Source organism: Porphyromonas sp. COT-290 OH860, assembly GCF_000768935.1.
Classification (GTDB): Bacteria; Bacteroidota; Bacteroidia; order Bacteroidales; family Porphyromonadaceae; genus Porphyromonas.
Window position 1 is genome coordinate 101,235 of sequence record NZ_JRAR01000013.1, and the last position, 16,978, is coordinate 118,212.

13 protein-coding genes and 1 tRNA gene are annotated in these 16,978 nt (G+C 50.8%); 10 read left to right on the forward strand and 4 right to left on the reverse strand.

Annotation, left to right across the window (positions count from 1 at the left end):
* Positions 1 to 111: 111 nt before the first annotated feature.
* Genes HQ41_RS02115 through HQ41_RS02130 form a run of 4 tightly spaced genes read right to left on the reverse strand, consistent with a single transcriptional unit; the run spans position 112 to position 3,909 of the window.
* Positions 112 to 765, reverse strand: a complete 654-nt coding sequence (locus HQ41_RS02115; RefSeq protein WP_044187232.1) for a hypothetical protein — start codon at positions 763 to 765, stop codon at positions 112 to 114.
* A 14-nt stretch (positions 766 to 779) separates the two neighbouring features.
* On the reverse strand, positions 780 to 2,981 hold the full coding sequence (locus tag HQ41_RS02120) for a TonB-dependent receptor (RefSeq protein ID WP_044187234.1): 2,202 nt from the start codon (positions 2,979 to 2,981) through the stop codon (positions 780 to 782).
* Positions 2,978 to 3,289 carry a transcriptional regulator gene (locus HQ41_RS02125; protein ID WP_044187237.1) on the reverse strand — a complete coding sequence of 104 codons (312 nt, stop codon included), beginning with the start codon at positions 3,287 to 3,289 and terminating at the stop codon, positions 2,978 to 2,980. The genes HQ41_RS02120 and HQ41_RS02125 overlap by 4 nt, the downstream gene beginning before the upstream one ends.
* The gene (locus HQ41_RS02130) at positions 3,286 to 3,909 is read right to left on the reverse strand and encodes a hypothetical protein (protein ID WP_044187239.1); all 624 of its coding nucleotides are present in this window, start codon (positions 3,907 to 3,909) and stop codon (positions 3,286 to 3,288) included. The genes HQ41_RS02125 and HQ41_RS02130 overlap by 4 nt, the downstream gene beginning before the upstream one ends.
* A 495-nt stretch (positions 3,910 to 4,404) precedes the next feature.
* On the opposite strand from HQ41_RS02130, the gene HQ41_RS02135 reads away from it, so the two are divergent.
* The 10 genes from HQ41_RS02135 (at position 4,405) to HQ41_RS02180 (ending at position 16,600) form a co-directional block, all read left to right on the forward strand.
* Positions 4,405 to 5,571 carry an NAD(P) transhydrogenase subunit alpha gene (locus HQ41_RS02135; protein WP_235300201.1) on the forward strand — a complete coding sequence of 389 codons (1,167 nt, stop codon included), beginning with the start codon at positions 4,405 to 4,407 and terminating at the stop codon, positions 5,569 to 5,571.
* Positions 5,572 to 5,675: 104 nt separating this feature from the next.
* Positions 5,676 to 5,975: an NAD(P) transhydrogenase subunit alpha gene (locus tag HQ41_RS02140; protein WP_044187242.1), complete on the forward strand. Its 300-nt coding sequence runs from the start codon at positions 5,676 to 5,678 to the stop codon at positions 5,973 to 5,975.
* Positions 5,976 to 5,984: 9 nt separating this feature from the next.
* On the forward strand, positions 5,985 to 7,952 hold the full coding sequence (locus HQ41_RS02145; protein WP_044187244.1) for an NAD(P)(+) transhydrogenase (Re/Si-specific) subunit beta: 1,968 nt from the start codon (positions 5,985 to 5,987) through the stop codon (positions 7,950 to 7,952).
* A gap of 222 nt (positions 7,953 to 8,174) precedes the next feature.
* On the forward strand, positions 8,175 to 8,636 hold the full coding sequence (locus HQ41_RS02150; RefSeq protein ID WP_369794211.1) for a phospholipase: 462 nt from the start codon (positions 8,175 to 8,177) through the stop codon (positions 8,634 to 8,636).
* Positions 8,637 to 8,656: 20 nt separating this feature from the next.
* Positions 8,657 to 9,472 (forward strand): metal ABC transporter permease, encoded by an 816-nt coding sequence (locus tag HQ41_RS02155; protein WP_044187246.1) that lies wholly within the window; start codon positions 8,657 to 8,659, stop codon positions 9,470 to 9,472.
* A gap of 21 nt (positions 9,473 to 9,493) precedes the next feature.
* Positions 9,494 to 12,631: a lipopolysaccharide assembly protein LapB gene (locus HQ41_RS02160; protein WP_044187248.1), complete on the forward strand. Its 3,138-nt coding sequence runs from the start codon at positions 9,494 to 9,496 to the stop codon at positions 12,629 to 12,631.
* Between the two features lie 21 nt (positions 12,632 to 12,652).
* A complete protein-coding gene (locus tag HQ41_RS02165; protein ID WP_044187251.1) occupies positions 12,653 to 14,092 on the forward strand; it encodes a hypothetical protein in 1,440 nt (479 codons plus the stop codon).
* Positions 14,076 to 14,921 (forward strand): GDSL-type esterase/lipase family protein, encoded by an 846-nt coding sequence (locus tag HQ41_RS02170; RefSeq protein WP_052405236.1) that lies wholly within the window; start codon positions 14,076 to 14,078, stop codon positions 14,919 to 14,921. Before HQ41_RS02165 ends, HQ41_RS02170 begins: the two co-directional genes overlap by 17 nt.
* A gap of 8 nt (positions 14,922 to 14,929) precedes the next feature.
* On the forward strand, positions 14,930 to 16,465 hold the full coding sequence (locus HQ41_RS02175; protein ID WP_044187253.1) for an MBOAT family protein: 1,536 nt from the start codon (positions 14,930 to 14,932) through the stop codon (positions 16,463 to 16,465).
* Positions 16,466 to 16,512: 47 nt separating this feature from the next.
* Positions 16,513 to 16,600 (forward strand) — tRNA-Ser (locus HQ41_RS02180).
* The last annotated feature ends 378 nt before the right edge of the window (positions 16,601 to 16,978 follow it).

The following is a 16,978-nucleotide window of genomic DNA, read 5'->3' on the forward strand; positions in this document are numbered from 1 at the left end:
TCATTGTAGGCTACTAGAGGATTTATAGGTACTAACTCTAGGGTATGGAGAAGGGGCTGCAACCAAGTTTTACCTTGATGCAACCCCTTAGATATCTTCATTGAGGTGGGTTTATCTCGCCTCCTCGGCTGTGCAGAAGTGATAGAGTGCCTTAGCTTGCTCCTCTCCCCAGTGTGGCGCATAGGCTGGCTCGGGCGACTGCTTCGTGTACAGCTCTAGTGCTTTGGTTATAGACGGTAGCGCTTTGTCTTTACCTCCGCCATAGGCTGCTGGCGTATAGGCCACGGACTGGGCTTGTAGCAGGTAGACTCTCGGGTTATTGGGGTTGGCTTCTTGGGCTAGTTGGAGCTGCTTAGCGCTCTCTGGCCCATAGATCTGCCAGCGTGTCTGCGGATTGACTTGCAGGCGAGCGGCGAAGAGCATACTACGCAAGCAGGCAATCTCGGAAGCATCGCCCCCTAGCTCCGTCGCCTTCTCTAGGTATTGCTCTGCCTGCTCGGCGAGGCGGTCGGCTGCCTCACTGTCGGCAAAGGCCTGTATGGCACGGCAGTAAGCCGAGTAATAGGGAGCTGTCCAGTCTGCTCCCGTCATCAGAGTAAATCGGTCAAAGTCCGCTGCTAAGCTCTGCAAGACCTCAATCGAGGCAGAGTCTAGCTTGGCAGTACGCTCGGTCATCGCACGTTGGTAGGCTGAGCTTTGGGCGCCAAGGCTCACCGAGCAGAGCAAGAGCAGAGCGCAGAGTAGGAGAGTCGTTATTCGCTTCATTATTATTAATGTATTTAGAGGTTTGTATTCATGATTTCCTTTCGTCTATCTACACCGATATTGACGAAGAAGCCGAGCATATAGACCTGCCGATAGGGTGTAGTGATGCGTGTAGCCGAGTAGTGCCCCTGAGCATTAGGCTCGGGCGAGTAGCGGTAGCCGAAGGTTGGGGCAGCATTGAGGATATTCTCCACACTAGCCACGACCACACCTGCCATACGGCCAAGCATAAACGGATAGTTGTACGAGAAGCTCAGACCGAAACTCTCGTCATTGAGCTCGTTGTAGTAGCCTCGAGCCTTGCTGTTAGGATTATGATAGGGCATACCCGTGCGGTAGTTTAGGGCGAGGTTGAAGAGCGAAGAGATAGGCTTGCACCAATACTTGATCACGGCCGAGGCTGTATGCGTGGCGACGAAGTCGGGTTGCTCTAGCTCGTGAGCATACAGCCAGCTACGACGGGCATCGGTGTAGGTGTAGGAGAGCCAGTGCTCAACGTTGGGGATAAGGCGTGTAACTCGCCAGAATACATCGACTCCACGAGCATAGCCACGGCCTAGATTGTCCACTCGGTAGTTGTGATGCAGGCGAGTGAGGCTGCTGTATTCTTTGTTATAGATCTGTAAGCGTAGCAGATGATGCAGCTTGGGACGCCATTCGTAGGTTAGGTTGGCTTGATAGGCCTCCTCTCGAGCGTTGGGCTGTATCCCATGTGTCAGGTAGTAGTCGCCTAGGGCTGCATATCTACCGAGGTCTAGGCTTAGGGTACCAGTCTGATGCAAGCGCAGAGCAAGCGCAGCCCGTGGAAGCAGTGTGGCCGAGCCAATGAGGGACGAATGCTCCAGCCTTAGCCCACCCTCAAGCGATAGTGAGCGGCTAATAGGGTAGAAAGCCTCAACCCAAGCCGATGAGGTCGCATCAGCTATCGAGCCAATGCCCTGCCTCTGCCGTAGAGCAGCCTTGGCACGGACGTAGGCATAGTCCAGACCACCAGCCACCTTGAGCGAGGAGAGGCGTGTGTCTAGCCTCAAACGTATCTGGGCATCTAGCTCTCGTGACGTCATCTCGAGGCTGCGGCTTTGCCAGTCGGGGTAGGCTATGTGGAGCTTATTGTCGTCCCAGCCAAGACCAACGGCAAGTGTAGTCTTGGTATAGCCGTCTTGGAAATGATGGCGCCAGCGCCCCATGCCGAAAGCATAGTCGTTGCGTCCCTTGTATAGCTCCGAGGTGGTGCCATAGGGTGTGGGAGCTGGGGCGAGTGAGGTGTGCTTATCTCGGCGCATCATCACGAGCGCCTTGACGTCGTCCTGCTTTGTCGGTGACCAAGCTAGTCGAGCATGATAGATCATACCGAAAGGAGCCTCGGGCAGTTTGTACTCGTCCCTAAGCATCAGCCTAAGGGCAGAGCCCTCAATGACGCTCACTCCCTGCTCAATATAGGTCGTCTTCTTGGGTGAGAGGTAGCCCCAGCCGATGCCAGCGAAGACCGATGCGAGCGATACATTGAGCGACGAAGGCGACTGCCCCGAGAGTTGTAGCTCGAGCAATCCGCTCAGACCGCCCTGTTTGCTTGCACCATAGCCGCCAGTGGCTAGGCTTAGTCCTTGGAACATACCCGTCTCGAAGCGTGCCCTCGTGGGGGTGTTGTGTCCATTCTTGCCGAAGAAACGCTGGACACGTATCCCCTCGATGCTCACATTCGTCTCCCACGCAGCACCTCCACGCACGAAGAAGCCCTCTGTCTGCCCCACATGCTGCAAGCCCGGCATCTGCCGCATAGATAGGGCTAGGTCGCCCGAGCCTGCTGGGTTGGTGTAGACGTCCATCGGCTTCATGACGGCTTGGCCTTTGCGGTCGTTGAAGCGTAGAGCAGAGGCACTCACTACAACCTCCTCTAGCGTCAGCGATAGCTTCTCCTTGAGGCGAAAGGTGAGGTCTTGGGCGTCTTCCATACGCTTGAGCACAATGGTATCGGCTTCGTAGCTCAGATGCGAGGCGACGAGGCTTAGAGGGAGCGGTGCCTCCGTCGAGAGAGAGAAGTGGCCGAGCGAATCGGTCGCTGTGCCGTCGAAAGAGTCTGCCGGGTACACATTCGCTAGGCGTATCGGGCGCCCACGCCCGTCGAGCACTCGTCCCTTGATTAGGGTCTGGCCCTCGGCTAGGCTCGAGCAGGTCATCAGCAGTGCGATGCACATAAATCTGGTAGAGATGGTCATAACTTATTAGAATTAGGGAGATATGATTTCAAAGCCTCGAAGTGCTTGACAAAAGCCTCTCGCCCAAGCGGCGAGAGCCGACACGTAGTACGTGTTCGCTTGCCGATGAAGCCCTTCTCAATGGTGATATAGCCTGCCGATGCGAGCTTGTCTATCTGTACGCTGATATTGCCCGAGCTGGCTCCTGTTGCTTCCTTAATATAGAGAAAGTCCGCCTCCTCTAGCGAGAGCAAGATCGACATGATCGAGAGTCTGAGCTCGGAGAGGAGTAGTGGGTCGAGGCTTGGCAAGTTGATCACGTCGCTCATACGACAGACGCATTAGGTGTACTCTTGAGCTCTCGGCGTATTTGCGCATAGAGGTAATGCCCCGGGATACAGTGCATGACGAAAAAGACGGCTCCAAACACCAGACTATAATCCCTGTAAGAGAGCATGTCTAGAGTGCGGTCGAGTATGATGCTGCCATAACCAATCGCCATACCCAAGATAGAGCAGACTTGTAGCACTCTGATGCGTAGGACAAAGCCCGTAATCGCCGAAGCCGAGCCTAGAAGAATGATGATTGCAATTAACGTAAAGAACCCTAAGACAAAGGAGCAAGCAAGGGCATTGAGTCCGCTCACGAGCCAAACAGTATTGATGAAGTAGTCTATCTGACTGCTACTATACGGTTGATGGCGCTTTCTGCGAGCCATTAGCCAAGAGATAATGCCACCGACAAACGGAATAAGTAGCCAGATATAGGCGTGATGTATAGACGTCATATAAGGCATTAGGGAGTAGTGTAGCAGGCTTGTTAGGACTGTGACGTAGCCCCAGAGGAGGAATTGGGTCGCCCCCGTGGTGTTGATTCTACGATTTGTCTTGCTGATCATCGCTTCGATGACCTCTAGACTTTGCTTTGGGTTGAGATTTTCTGCCGCCATTGTGTGCGTGTTGAGATAAGTAATACGATGTGATTAAATGCTTGTAGCCGTCCGCTTTGCTTACTAGTAATTACAAATATCACTGCATTAAGTGCGCAATGACTCTACAAATGTAATTCAGTTTATTTTATAAACCAAATGATTGTGAGGGATAAACGAGGCGCCAAACTTGTGTGTCTTGCCCCATGTAGCCCCCTTGCGGGGCATAAATGACGGACCATGGCTTGAGCTTCGCCCGCTGGAGTAGGGTATAGTACCAGCAATGTGCCGAGGGGCAGGCCTCTGGTAGCACGCCATGAGCGATCAGTGGCTCCTTGTGCAGGCACCTAAGCATGATGTTTGGGGCTAAACTTCCGAGGTATTAGGATTGCGAACAAACTGAAGATGTGTTTTTGTTGAGTTTCTCTTTGATGCTAGTATTTCTTTAGTATATTTGCAGCATTGTGTTGGATATAAACAAAAGTGTACGATATATTAACGCTTAAAAAGTTAAAAATGATGCTTATCATTGGTATCCCAAAAGAAATTATGCACGGCGAAGCTCGTGTAGCTGCGACACCAGAGACTGTTTCCAAGTTTGTTAAGGACGGATTCAGAGTACTCATTCAGAAGAATGCAGGCCTTGGCGCACTTTACCATGACGAAGAATATGCATCAGCAGGCGCTGAGCTAGTTGATTCGCCACGTGAAATCTACGATCAGGCACACATTATCCTCAAAGTAAAAGAACCCCAGATGAACCATGAGCTCGGGCTACACGAGGTCGATATGATGCATCAGGGTCAATACCTCATCACCTTCATTCACCCAGCTTCGCCAGTTAATCACGACATGGTACGCAGACTAGCTCAGCAGGGAGTCATTGGTCTGACGCTCGATGGCGTGCCACGTATCAGTCGTGCTCAGAACCTAGATGCACTCACCTCGATGAGTACTTGTGCCGGCTACAAGGGAATCTTGATGGCAGCCAACGACTTGGCGAGCTTTATGCCGATGATGGGTACTGCCGTAGGTATGATCCCCCCTGCTAAGGCTCTGATCATCGGCGTAGGCGTAGCAGGACTACAAGCTCTAGCTACGGCCAAACGGTTAGGTTGCCAGACCTATGCTGCCGACATTCGCCCTGCTGCCGTCGAACAAGCACAGAGCCTAGGGGCCAAGGTCGTGGACCTTGGCGTGCCAGCCGAGCTAGCCGTAGCCGAGGGTGGCTATGCCAATACACTGCCCGAGCATGTGCTGGTGGAGGAACGTAAGCGCCTTATGGAGGTCATCAAGGACATGGACGTGATATTCTGTAGCGCCCTAATCCCCGGAAAAATTGCCCCCATACTCATCACCGAGGATATGGTTCGCCAAATGAAGAAGGGCTCAGTGATCGTAGATATCTCTATTGACCAAGGCGGTAACTGCGAGATAACACCAGCAGGAGAGAGAGCCGTCAAGCATGGAGTAATCCTAGAAGGCATCAAAAATATCCCGGGCATGCTCCCAAAGAGTTCTACATGGATGTTTGCCAACAATATGTACAATCTAGTCAAGTACCTCGTCAAGGACGGTGCCGTACATCTAGACATGAATGATGAGATTTGTGCCAAGATCCTCGTTACACGCGACGGACAGATCGTGCACGCTGGTACGCTGGAGGCTATGGCAGCCAAGTAATCAGACAATCTGCAACTAGTCTACGAGGCTGTGTCGCTGCGAGTAGCATCACAGGGGCACAGCCTCGGCTTATTGATAACTCACTATTTAGGAATACAACACTTATGTCCCCACTGCTCTATCTCATAGTATTGGCTGTCTCTACGGTCGTCGGGTATCTATTGATTCGTAATGTCCCTAGCTTGTTACACACGCCTCTGATGTCGGGTATGAACGCTCTGAGTGGCGTTACCGTCGTTGGTGCTGTCTCTGCCACAGGTCTGGCTCTGCTCAGTGCCACAGGTGGGCATCTCTGGCTTAGCCAGATACTAGGAGGCTTAGCCATTATCCTAGCCACAGTCAATGTAGTAGGCGGGTTCGCTGTGACGCACCGTATGCTACGCATGTTCAACCGCAAAAAATAGTTTTGGCCCATGACACCTTACATATATTATGGTATATGCGCCTTGCTTACCGTCATGGTGCTAGGCGGTATTTGGATGATGAGCCGTGTGCAGACAGCCAAAGCAGGCAATCAGCTCAGTGCTCTAAGCATGCTGCTGGCCATTATCTTTACTTTGGTCTATCATCAGGTATTCTCTGCTTGGACGATCTACTTATTCATCGCCATTGGTAGCCTCATCGGTTTGCGTTTGGCCAGACGTGTGCAGATGATACAGATGCCACAGCTTGTGGCTCTGCTCAACGGTATTGGAGGTGGCGCATCGGCCCTTGTCGGTTTCCTCAGCTTACAAGGCATGAGTCTAGGTATCATGACGAGCGACAATCCTCGCTTCGCTGCTGGTACGTCGGTTCTAGCGATCTTGATTGGTATGATGACTCTAGTGGGGAGTCTTGTGGCAGCAGGCAAACTGCACAAGCTCCTACCCCAGCGTCCTATTGTCTACCCTGCCCATAGTTTCATCTCCAACGTGTGCATCGGCATGAGCGGTGCGCTCACGGTCATGATCTTCTTGGGCTATCTAGAGTCAGATGCACTCACCGTTGGGATAGTAACCGTGCTCTCGACGCTCTTTGGCTATCTCTTCGCCATTCGTGTCGGTGGTGCAGACATGCCTATTACCATTTCTCTACTCAACTCGCTTAGCGGCTTGGCAGGTGCCATTGCAGGTATGGCTACGGGCGACTTGCTACTCGTGGCAATCGGAGGTGTCGTGGGAGCTAGCGGTCTGCTCCTCACACAGATCATGTGCCGAGCTATGAACCGTAGCCTAGCCTCCATCTTACTTGGAGAGGGACTAAACACCTCCAAACCACAGTCACAAACTGCGAGCAAGCCACAGAGTACAGCAGCTCCTGTCGCAGACGAGTCTAAGCCCAGTGAGTCAGCACGCCCAACGCTCGTAGATACGCTTCGCTCGGCTCGTGAGGTCATCATTGTCCCCGGCTATGGTATGGCACTCTCTCAGGCTCAGCACGAGGTGCGAGCTCTAGCCAATAAGCTAACGAGCCAAGGCGCTCGAGTGCGTTACGCCATTCACCCCGTGGCAGGTCGTATGCCGGGGCACATGAACGTGCTACTAGCCGAGGCTGATGTACACTACGAGGATTTGTACGAGATGGATGCGATCAATGATGACTTCAAGACTGCGGACTTGGTAGTTGTGATTGGCGCCAATGACGTGCTTAACCCCGCTGCTCGTGAGGCCGAGGGCACGCCTATCTATGGTATGCCTGTCTTGAGTGTAGATGCGGCTCGAGAGATCGTCATCTGCAACTTCGACCTCTCTCCCGGCTATGCAGGCGTCCCCAATCCGCTGTACACACGAGCCGAGGGCGTGCATCTGCTCCTCGGTGATGCTAAGGAAAGCCTCGAGGGACTGCTGTCAGCTTTTGACGAGAAGGGAGCTTCGAGCAAGGCAGAGTCTAATACAGCAGATCGTCTGCCGGAGGTGCTTCGCTCAGCTCGTGAAGTCATCATCGTCCCCGGCTATGGTATGGCACTCTCTCAGGCTCAGCACGAGGTGCGAGCTCTAGCCAATAAGCTAACTAGCCAAGGCGCTCGAGTGCGCTACGCCATCCACCCCGTGGCAGGTCGTATGCCGGGGCACATGAACGTGCTACTAGCCGAGGCTGATGTAGACTACGAGGATCTGTACGAAATGGACGCGATCAATGATGACTTCAAGACTGCGGACTTGGTAGTTGTGATTGGTGCCAATGACGTGCTTAACCCCGCTGCTCGTGAGGCCGAGGGCACGCCAATCTATGGTATGCCTGTCTTGAGTGTAGACGCAGCTCGAGAGATCGTCATCTGCAACTTCGACCTCTCTCCCGGTTATGCAGGCGTCCCCAATCCTCTGTACACACGAGCCGAGGGCGTGCATCTGTTCCTCGGCGATGCCAAGGAAAGCCTCAAGCAGATGCTTCAGCACTTCTAGATATTAGAGTGATTTAGTCAAGCCAAGGGGCTGTACTGGAAGTGAGTTTTCGGTACAGTCCCTTGAAGCTAAAATGGTCTATGCGTGGATTGAAACATCTTTATTGTACTTTTGTTGTAAACTTGCGAGGCAATAGATAGATACATCTGGGCGTTTGATGTGTGTCCCCAATCATCTGCGAAGCCCTATTTAGCAAGTGATATAGTTAAGAGGAACAAGAGTATGAATATAACATGGGCAGTTATCGCCCTTCTAGCCCTTGGGGCTGTCGCTGCCTTGGTCGACTGGATACAAGGACAGATTCGTCAAGCTAAAATCGCACGTGGCGAGGCAGTGGAAGTTGAGCCCGAGCGTCCAGTCAGTGTAGGCGGTTGCTGTGGTATGCACATGACCTGCGAGCGAGATAGCTTGCTCTCTGCAGTCAGCACACGGATTGTCTACTACGATGACGAGGAGCTCGACCGCTTCCATGGTACTCAGGCCTGCGACTATTCAGCCGAGGCAGTTGATGAGTTTCGAGATATCCTCATCACACTAAACCAAGATGATGTGGCAGGATGGGTGCGTAGCTTGCAACTACGTCAGATAGAGCTTCCCGAGGATCTTAAACCAGAGGTTTTCCTCATCGTAGGCGAGTGCCGAGCCTACCATATGGAGCACGGGCCAGACGCACATCATCATTAATTAAGTAGTAGGCTCTGGGCGTGGCTAGCATTTTTGAGTTTCAATTCTTCCAAAACGCACTTTGGGCGTCTGTTCTATCAGCTCTAGTTTGTGGGCTGATAGGATCTTATATTGTGGTACGCCGCATAGTCTTTGTTAGTGGAGGGATTACGCATGCTTCATTCGGAGGGCTGGGACTGGGGGTTTACTTAGGTATTAGCCCCATATTATCTGCTGGAGTAGCTGCCGTACTGGCCGCTCTTGGCATTAGCTCTCTGAGCCGAGGTGGAGAGATCAGAGAAGACTCTGCTATTGCTGGTGTTTGGGCTCTTGGTATGGCATTGGGTGTTCTGTTTCTAACTCTTACACCCGGCTATACAACGGGCCTTTCTTCTTACCTTTTTGGTAATATCTTGCTGGTTAGCTCGACTGATTTATTGTGGCTTGCGGGCTTTGGTTCCTTGCTATTGCTTTGCTTGGGTCTATTCTATCGTCCCATTTTATATTCCATTTTCGATCCCGACTTCTCTCGGACACGAGGTGTGAGAGCGGACCGCTGGAATATGTTTATGCTTGTGATCGTATCAGTAGGCTTGGTATTGTGCATCAGGCTAGTGGGGATTATGCTTTTGATGTCTTTGCTCACTCTGCCACAGAGTATAGTAGGGCTCTTTGTCGCCGACTTCAAGCGGCTAATGCTTGGCTCTGTCTTGGTATGTTTGTTTGCGAATATCTCGGGTCTTCTGCTTAGTTACTATTTGCTAGCTGTCCCCTCGGGGGTACTGATCATACTGGTCCTATTCTTAATGTTGGGCTGTGCGAAGCTTTTGCGTCGGCTACAGTTGCGTATCGTATAGACAACCGTATATGATGACCGTATGAAAGCTGTTTTTCGCTCCTCTATTTTCCATCCATTGTGGCTAGTCCTATGTTTTATAGCACTCGGGCTAGGTTGGGGCTGTACGGTTAAGAAAAACAATAGTGCTACCCGTCTATACCATAACCTGACGACAAGGTATAACGTACACTACAACGGACAGACCGCCTTCGACGAGGCTTACCGCTCACTACTAGAGGGTGAAAACGAGAGCTACACACGCCCTATCGCCCCAGACCTCATTGCTTATAAGATAGCACAGGTACGAGGTACGGATAAGAAGTCTGGAGGCTCATTCGATCGTTCAGTAGAGAAGGCACAGAAGGCCATTAAAGAACATAGCATTCGCATTAAACCCGCACGCAAACCCGGTTGGCGGAAGGATCCCAAGGCCGTAGCAGAGCAGCTCAGAGGCGAGTATAATCCATTTTTGCATCAAAGTTGGCTGTTGCTAGGCAAGGCTCAGCTCTACAATGCTGATGTCGATGAGGCTATGGCTACGTTCGCTTACATTGCTCGCCTCTATGAGGCTTCGCCAGAGGTTCGAGATGTAGCTTTGCTCTGGCAGGTCCGTTGCCTCAGTCTTGCGGACCGAGCGAGTGAGGGTAAGCAGTTAGTAGCCCTCATTGATACGACTAATAGAAGTCACTATAACGATCTTAAACCTCTGTATAGCTTTACTATGGCAGAGCACCATCTGGCTCAGGGGGAGCAGGCTTTAGCTCTACCTTGGCTCTCCTTGGCTGCACAGGTAGAACCCTTAGCCGCTCAGAAGGCTAGGTTGTATTATTTGCTCGGACAGCTACAGCAGAGCTCGGGCGATGCCTTAGCAGCCTACCGTTCATACGGTAAGGTGCTCTCTCTCTCTCCTAGACCTGCACTAGACTTTGCTGCCCGCATCAGACGAGCAGAGCTATCGCCTAGAGGGCATACAGATGTTCTTAGGTCACTCAAGGCGATGGCTCGCCGAGGTAAGTATCGAACTCAACTCGACCAAATCTACTACGCCATAGGTAGCACCTATCTCTCTTCGGGGGATACCCTCGGGGCTATTGGTGCTTTTCGCTTTGCCATAGATACGAGCCAAAATAAAGGGCAAGACTATGCTCTGGCCAATATCGCTCTAGGACAGATTTATCTGCAACGCATGCAATATCTCCCAGCCCGAGCCGCATACACCCAAGCCATACCGGCTCTGTCCCAGCTTGAGCCGAGCTACAAGGCATACAATTATCTAGCACAAGGTCTGGACTCTTTGGCTCAGCCCGCAGAGGTTCTGCACCGAGAGGATAGTGTGCTCGCTTTGGCTCGCATGGACGAGAAGGCTAGAGCCCGAGTGATTGACAGTGTGATCAGGGTGCTCAAAGCCAAGGAAGCAGAGGAGGCTGCTCAGAGGGCTAGAGATTCTATCGCTCAGCGCAATCAGGATATCGCTGCACGTATGCCGGGGGCGACTACCCCCAGTGCTCCATCTATTCCCAAAGTGATAGGGGAGAGCGGAGAATTCTATTTCTACAACTATGCCCTGCTCAGCGAGGGGCGCAAAGATTTCGAGCGAACATGGGGCCGTCGTAAGCTAGAGGACCTTTGGCGCCTGCGTAAGCATGATGGCTTTGTCCTAGATCGTATTCAATCACAGCTCCCGGGAGGGGCCGATAGTACTGCTCGTTCAGGTGATGGGCAGGTCAATATGTCGGATCAAAGTGAGGTCAAAGAAGAGACCCAACCTACCGAAGATCCGCACAACCCTGCGTATTACCTCTCTAGGTTGCCCATGACGCCACAGGCACAGCAAGAGAGCGAAGCCCGGATCGAGCAGAATCTCGTAGAGATGGGGCGTGTACTAACGGATAAACTAGAACGTCTAGGAGATGCTACCAAGATTTATCATCAGGTACTAGAGCGCTTCCCAAAAACGAAATATGCGGAGCAAATACTCTATCGACTCTATTTGCTCTATCTGAGGCAGGGAGATGAAGGACAAGCAGATCAAGTCCGTCGCAGATATTTGGCTACTTCCCCCAATACTCAGCTCGCTCAAGAGCTGTCTACGCCCAATTATCTAGAGCGTCTGCGAGATCGAGATCAGACTGTCGCTCGGCGGTATGTACGAGCCTTCGAGGCCTATCATCATGGGCAGCCCGATAGCGTTCTTAGTATTTACAGCGAGATCAAACGAACTTATCCGACTAGTGAGCACCTGCCTCGTCTGCTCTTTCTCTCTGCTATGGCAGAAGCTAGTGCGGGTAATGCTGTGGGCTTCTGCGAGAAGCTTCAAGAGCTGCAGACCATAACACCACCAGAAGAGATCAAGACTTTGGTAGAGGCCATGCTTGAAGGGTTGAGAGAGGGGCGCCCTATCTATGCCGGTCACCCTAAGCCAATCAATTGGTCTGTTGCCACTGGAGGGGTAGACTCTACTCAGATAGATCAAGCAGAGGTGTTCTCTCCTAGTGGAGCAAGTGATCGCTATGCACTGCTCTTGATCGGTATGGATTCGCTCTCCACTCCTGAGTTGATTTATCGCTTGGCAGTGTACAACTTCACGAAACAGACGCAATCGCTAGTCCCACTTAGGGCGTTGAATGAGCTTGATATGCCGGCTGTAGCGGTAGGTAAATTTACCACAACGTATGCTCTGGAGTTATACCTCAATCAGCTTATCTCCGATGATAGCTACGGCACTTTGGGTCGTTTGGCAATACTTCCCATCTCGCAGACTAATATTGCTCGGCTCAATAGAGCCGATATGCTGTGGAACTATTTGGATTTTCTACTACATGGGGTAGACAGTTTACTCTCTGTAAATGTGCAAGTGGCGAGAGAGCTTGCCGACTATTGGCTGTCGGAGCAAAGCAAGCGAACCAACGGAGAGGCACAGACTAGGTCTGCTGCGGGAGAGAAGCTAGATTTCGGATTCGGCACAGCAGTGCCAGCTGCGGTTGATACAACTGCCATTGCCTCAGATCCCCTACAAGTGCCTCGTGAGTCTGCGTTAGCTAGACCTCCTATTAGCTACGATGAGATGCAAGAGAAGGCTGAGCAGCGAGAGAAGCGAACTAAGCAGGAAGCTAAGCAGCGAAAACGCCTTAAGCGAGATCGAGAGAAGAGTAAGACTCGAGTGAGGAGAAGCAAATAAGCAGATATTGATTGACGCTGGATGAAAAAAACGAAAGATTACTTCTATCGTATGTATGCCCTATTACTAGTTGTGATGCTGGGGCTATTACTATTATATTACTTGCCTAGGAGTATTGGAGGCTGGGAGCCTAAGCCTATTGATATGCTGGCAGATCTTCGTGTCGAGAGATCCACAGAGGTGATTGATACTATCGATCTAGATGTATATATGTACGAAACTCCAACTATAGAGCTGGAAGGGGAAGATGCATCACACAGTGACGCACAGGCGATAGAGCAAGAGCAGGTAAGACGGGCTCAAGTATATGAACGGATCCATACAGAGAGCTGGTCAGAAGAGGATAGTATCAGCACTGAGATTGTAGACTATAGCCAAACCCGTACGGGTCTTCGACGCTTTTTCTCTAGTCTTGCTAAGTGCCAATCTTTAGATGCATCGGTTCGTATTGCTGTGCTGGGAGATTCGTTTGTTGAGGGAGATATCTTTACCGATGCTTTGCGCTCTAAGCTCCAGACCCTATATGGAGGTTCGGGTGTGGGGTGGATGCCGATGAGCAGTACGACTGCTGGATTTCGTATGTCGGTACGGCATGACTTCCGAGGTTGGAAGGATCAGTCAATGTTACACAGCAAGCGAGAGCGTCATATTATCTCTGGGCATATCTTTCGTCCAGAGGGTAGTGCATGGTCTCGTTATAGCCTGCCTAAGGGAATGGGTGCATTCGATCGTGCCACTATGTACTATCAAGCCACGGAGCCTCTTTCCGTTAAGATTACGACTGATAGTGGTGAGGAAGAGCTTCACCTCCCAGCCACAGAGCAAGGCGTAGCTATGTCCACCTATACCTATGCCACACCTCCGACTACGAGCATCAAGATGGCGCTCACCAGCGGAGCTGGCTCCATGACGAGCTATGGTATAGCCCTAGAGCAGAGCCGTGGCGTTACGGTAGACAATATGTCGCTACGAGGGAACTCAGGGCTATTGTTGTCCTCCCTAGACGTTGATCTGAACCAAACGTTTGGGCGTTTACGCCCGTACGATCTGATTATTCTACAGTACGGCCTCAATGTGGCCAATGCCAAACAGCGAGATTATCGTGGGTATGCCAAGCAAATGAAGCGAGCCATACAACATCTACGACAGCTCTATCCCGAGGCCGACGTCATGCTACTAGGTGTGTCGGATAGGGCCCAGCGTTCGTCTGGCTCAATGACCACTATGCCGGCTATCATAGAGCTGCACAAGCAGCAAGAGATGCTGGCGGCAGACCTAGGGTTGCCCTTTTGGAGCTTGCTCAAGGCTATGCGCTCAATAGGCGGCATTACACAGATGGCAGCTCAGGGTAAGGCCGCCAAAGATTATACTCATCTTAATCATAAGGGTGGGCGAGAGCTAGCGAGCAAATTCGTGGAAGCTCTAGAAATAGAAAAACGATATTATGAAGCAGCGCAATAGCACATATATTTTGAGCCTATGCCTCATATTACTTCTGAGCATAGAGTCACTTTTTGCAGCCAACAAGCCCAAGGTTTATCGTTGGTATGCACCATCAAGTCCAATATATCAAGCACTTTGGCAGTCGTTCAAGTCTAGTCGTACGGATCGGACACCACTACGCATCGTACACTTGGGAGATAGCCATATTACTAGTGGCTTCACGACAGTTCCCATCAGAGAGCGTCTGTGCGGCCAGTATGGAGATAGCATTCAGGTGCAGCATTGGGGGATCAATGGTGCTACGTATGTTACTTATAGCATACAAGCTGAGATCGACCGTATAGTTAAGGCCAAGCCAGACCTGTTGATCGTGTCACTCGGGACGAATGACTCCTACACTTTTAGGTTCTCAGCGGAAGAGTTTCGGGCTAATATGGCTACATTCTTTACACTCTTAGAGAAGAGCCTGCCCAATCTGCCGATTGTGATGACGACACCGCCGCCTAGCTTCCTCAAGACCGCTAGCCGAGTGGCGTATGCTCGTGGTCGAGCTCGAGGCAAGAGAAAGTCCGTTCCTCGTACCGTGGTCAATTATAGCTACAACAAGAATACGGGTACGGCTGCACGCACTATGGACTATTTGGCTCGTCAGCGTGGCTACACATTGATTAATCTGTATGGTAGTATCGGGACAGAGCGAGAGGCTAATCATTGGTTAGCCAAAGGTTGGATGCACACAGACCGCACACACTACACCGTAGCTGGCTATACTAAGCATGGCGAGTATATTGCTGCAGCATTGGTTGAGATCATAGAGCAGAGTAAGCCTCTTGTGGGGCATAAATAAAGGGCGTGATGGATTTTTTAAGCTCTTTGGATTTCTCTCTCATTCCACAGCTTCTGCGCTATGATGCCAAAGCGCCGATGATTTTCTCTAGTGGATTGTTTTTTTTCGTCTTCCTACTCTTCCTACCTATCTATGGCGCACTCAGGAGATACACTACTCTGCGTATCGTATACGTAGCACTTTTCTCCCTATTCTTCTATTACAAAAGCAGTGGTCTCTATGTAATTCTTCTAGTGTTGGCTGCAACGAGTGACTTCCTCATCGGTAGATTGATGTCCCGCACATCAGACAGAGGTAAACGAAAGGGTTACGTTGCTTTGAGTATGCTCATCAATCTCGGGGTTTTGGCTTACTTTAAGTATTTCAATTTCCTTATTGGTTTGTTTTTCGACTTGATGAATATGCTTGGCTTGGCTCTTGGTAAGCCCGAGTGGGTACTCGGTGAATGGCAAGCGTGGGACATTATTCTACCAGCAGGGATATCGTTCTATACTTTCCAGACGATGAGCTATATCATCGACCTATATAGAGGAGAGATACAACCGCTGAAACGTTGGATAGACTACGTCTTCTATGTGTCGTTTTTCCCCCAGCTTGTGGCAGGGCCTATTGTTCGGGCGAAGGATTTTATCCCCCAAATTTATCGTAAGCCTACATTGCCAAGAGCAGAGTATGGGGAGGCGCTGGCTCTGATCGTAAGCGGTCTGTTTAAGAAGGCTATCATATCGGACTATATCAGCCTCAACTTTGTCGATCGTATCTTCGATGCGCCTGCTCTCTACACTGGGCTTGAGAATTTGTTGGGTGTCTATGGCTATGCTTTGCAGATATACTGCGACTTCTCTGGGTACTCCGATATGGCTATCGGGATTGCGTTGCTATTGGGCTTTCGCTTCAATATCAACTTTGATTCTCCATATCAGTCTGCCAGCATCACTGAGTTTTGGAGGCGATGGCATATTTCACTTTCTTCGTGGCTCAGGGATTACTTATACATTCCACTTGGGGGGAATCGCAAAGGTTCTGTACGTACCTATATTAATTTGATGCTTACCATGCTCCTCGGTGGTCTGTGGCATGGTGCCGCCTTGAGGTTTATTCTTTGGGGGGCAATACATGGGGTTGCTTTGGCGGTGCATAAGATGTGGTGTAGCCTAGTGCCAAGCTCGGCTCGTGGTGCCAATCAGCTTCCTCTCTGGCGCCGCTGGTTGGGACGCATACTAACCTTTCATTTAGTATGTTTTGCTTGGATATTCTTCAGGGCAGAGTCGATGCAGACGGCAGGCGAAGTACTTACGCAGATTGCTACGAACTTTCACCCAGAGGTCTTCCTTCAGTTTGTGCAGGGGTATAGATTGGTGTTTGCTTTGATGATCTTAGGCTATATGCTGCACTTTACGAGTCACCGCTTGGAGCGTCGTTTTAGGCTATTCTTTGCTCGTGCCGAGTTCGTTTGGCAGGCAGCTATTGTATTGGCTCTGCTGATTGCCGTTATACAGATGAGGTCTGCTGAGATCCAGCCCTTCATTTATTTCCAGTTTTAGTACTCGTTTGCGAAAAAGTTTTATCTTTGCACTGCTTTTAGGATAAAGGAGAGGTGCTCGAGTGGTTGAAGAGGCACGCCTGGAACGCGTGTAGGCGTCACAAGCGTCTCGCGGGTTCGAATCCCGCTCTCTCCGCAAGAAGGTTTCAAAAGGGTTTCACAGCCCCCTTCAAAATATAGATAATCGTTGTAAAATCAAGGTTTTACAACGATTTTTCTTTGTATATACCCCTATCTGCTGACGGATAACCCCTATACTTTGGTAGTCACATTTCGGTCAAGTACTGCTACATTTACTGCTACACAAATTATTTGTCTTCAAAAAATGTAGCAGTGACCGATAGAGACCGTTGCACGGTATTTTGCCTCTTTTCGGCTAGAAACGTTGTGTATATCCCTGATTATTAATATCTTTAACGTGAGTTCGGCGTAAGTTTATGCTCTTTTTAGGGTGCTGACGACATGCTCTAAGTCTAGTGAAGGCTTCTTCTCCAAGGCTTGGTAAGCAATGAGT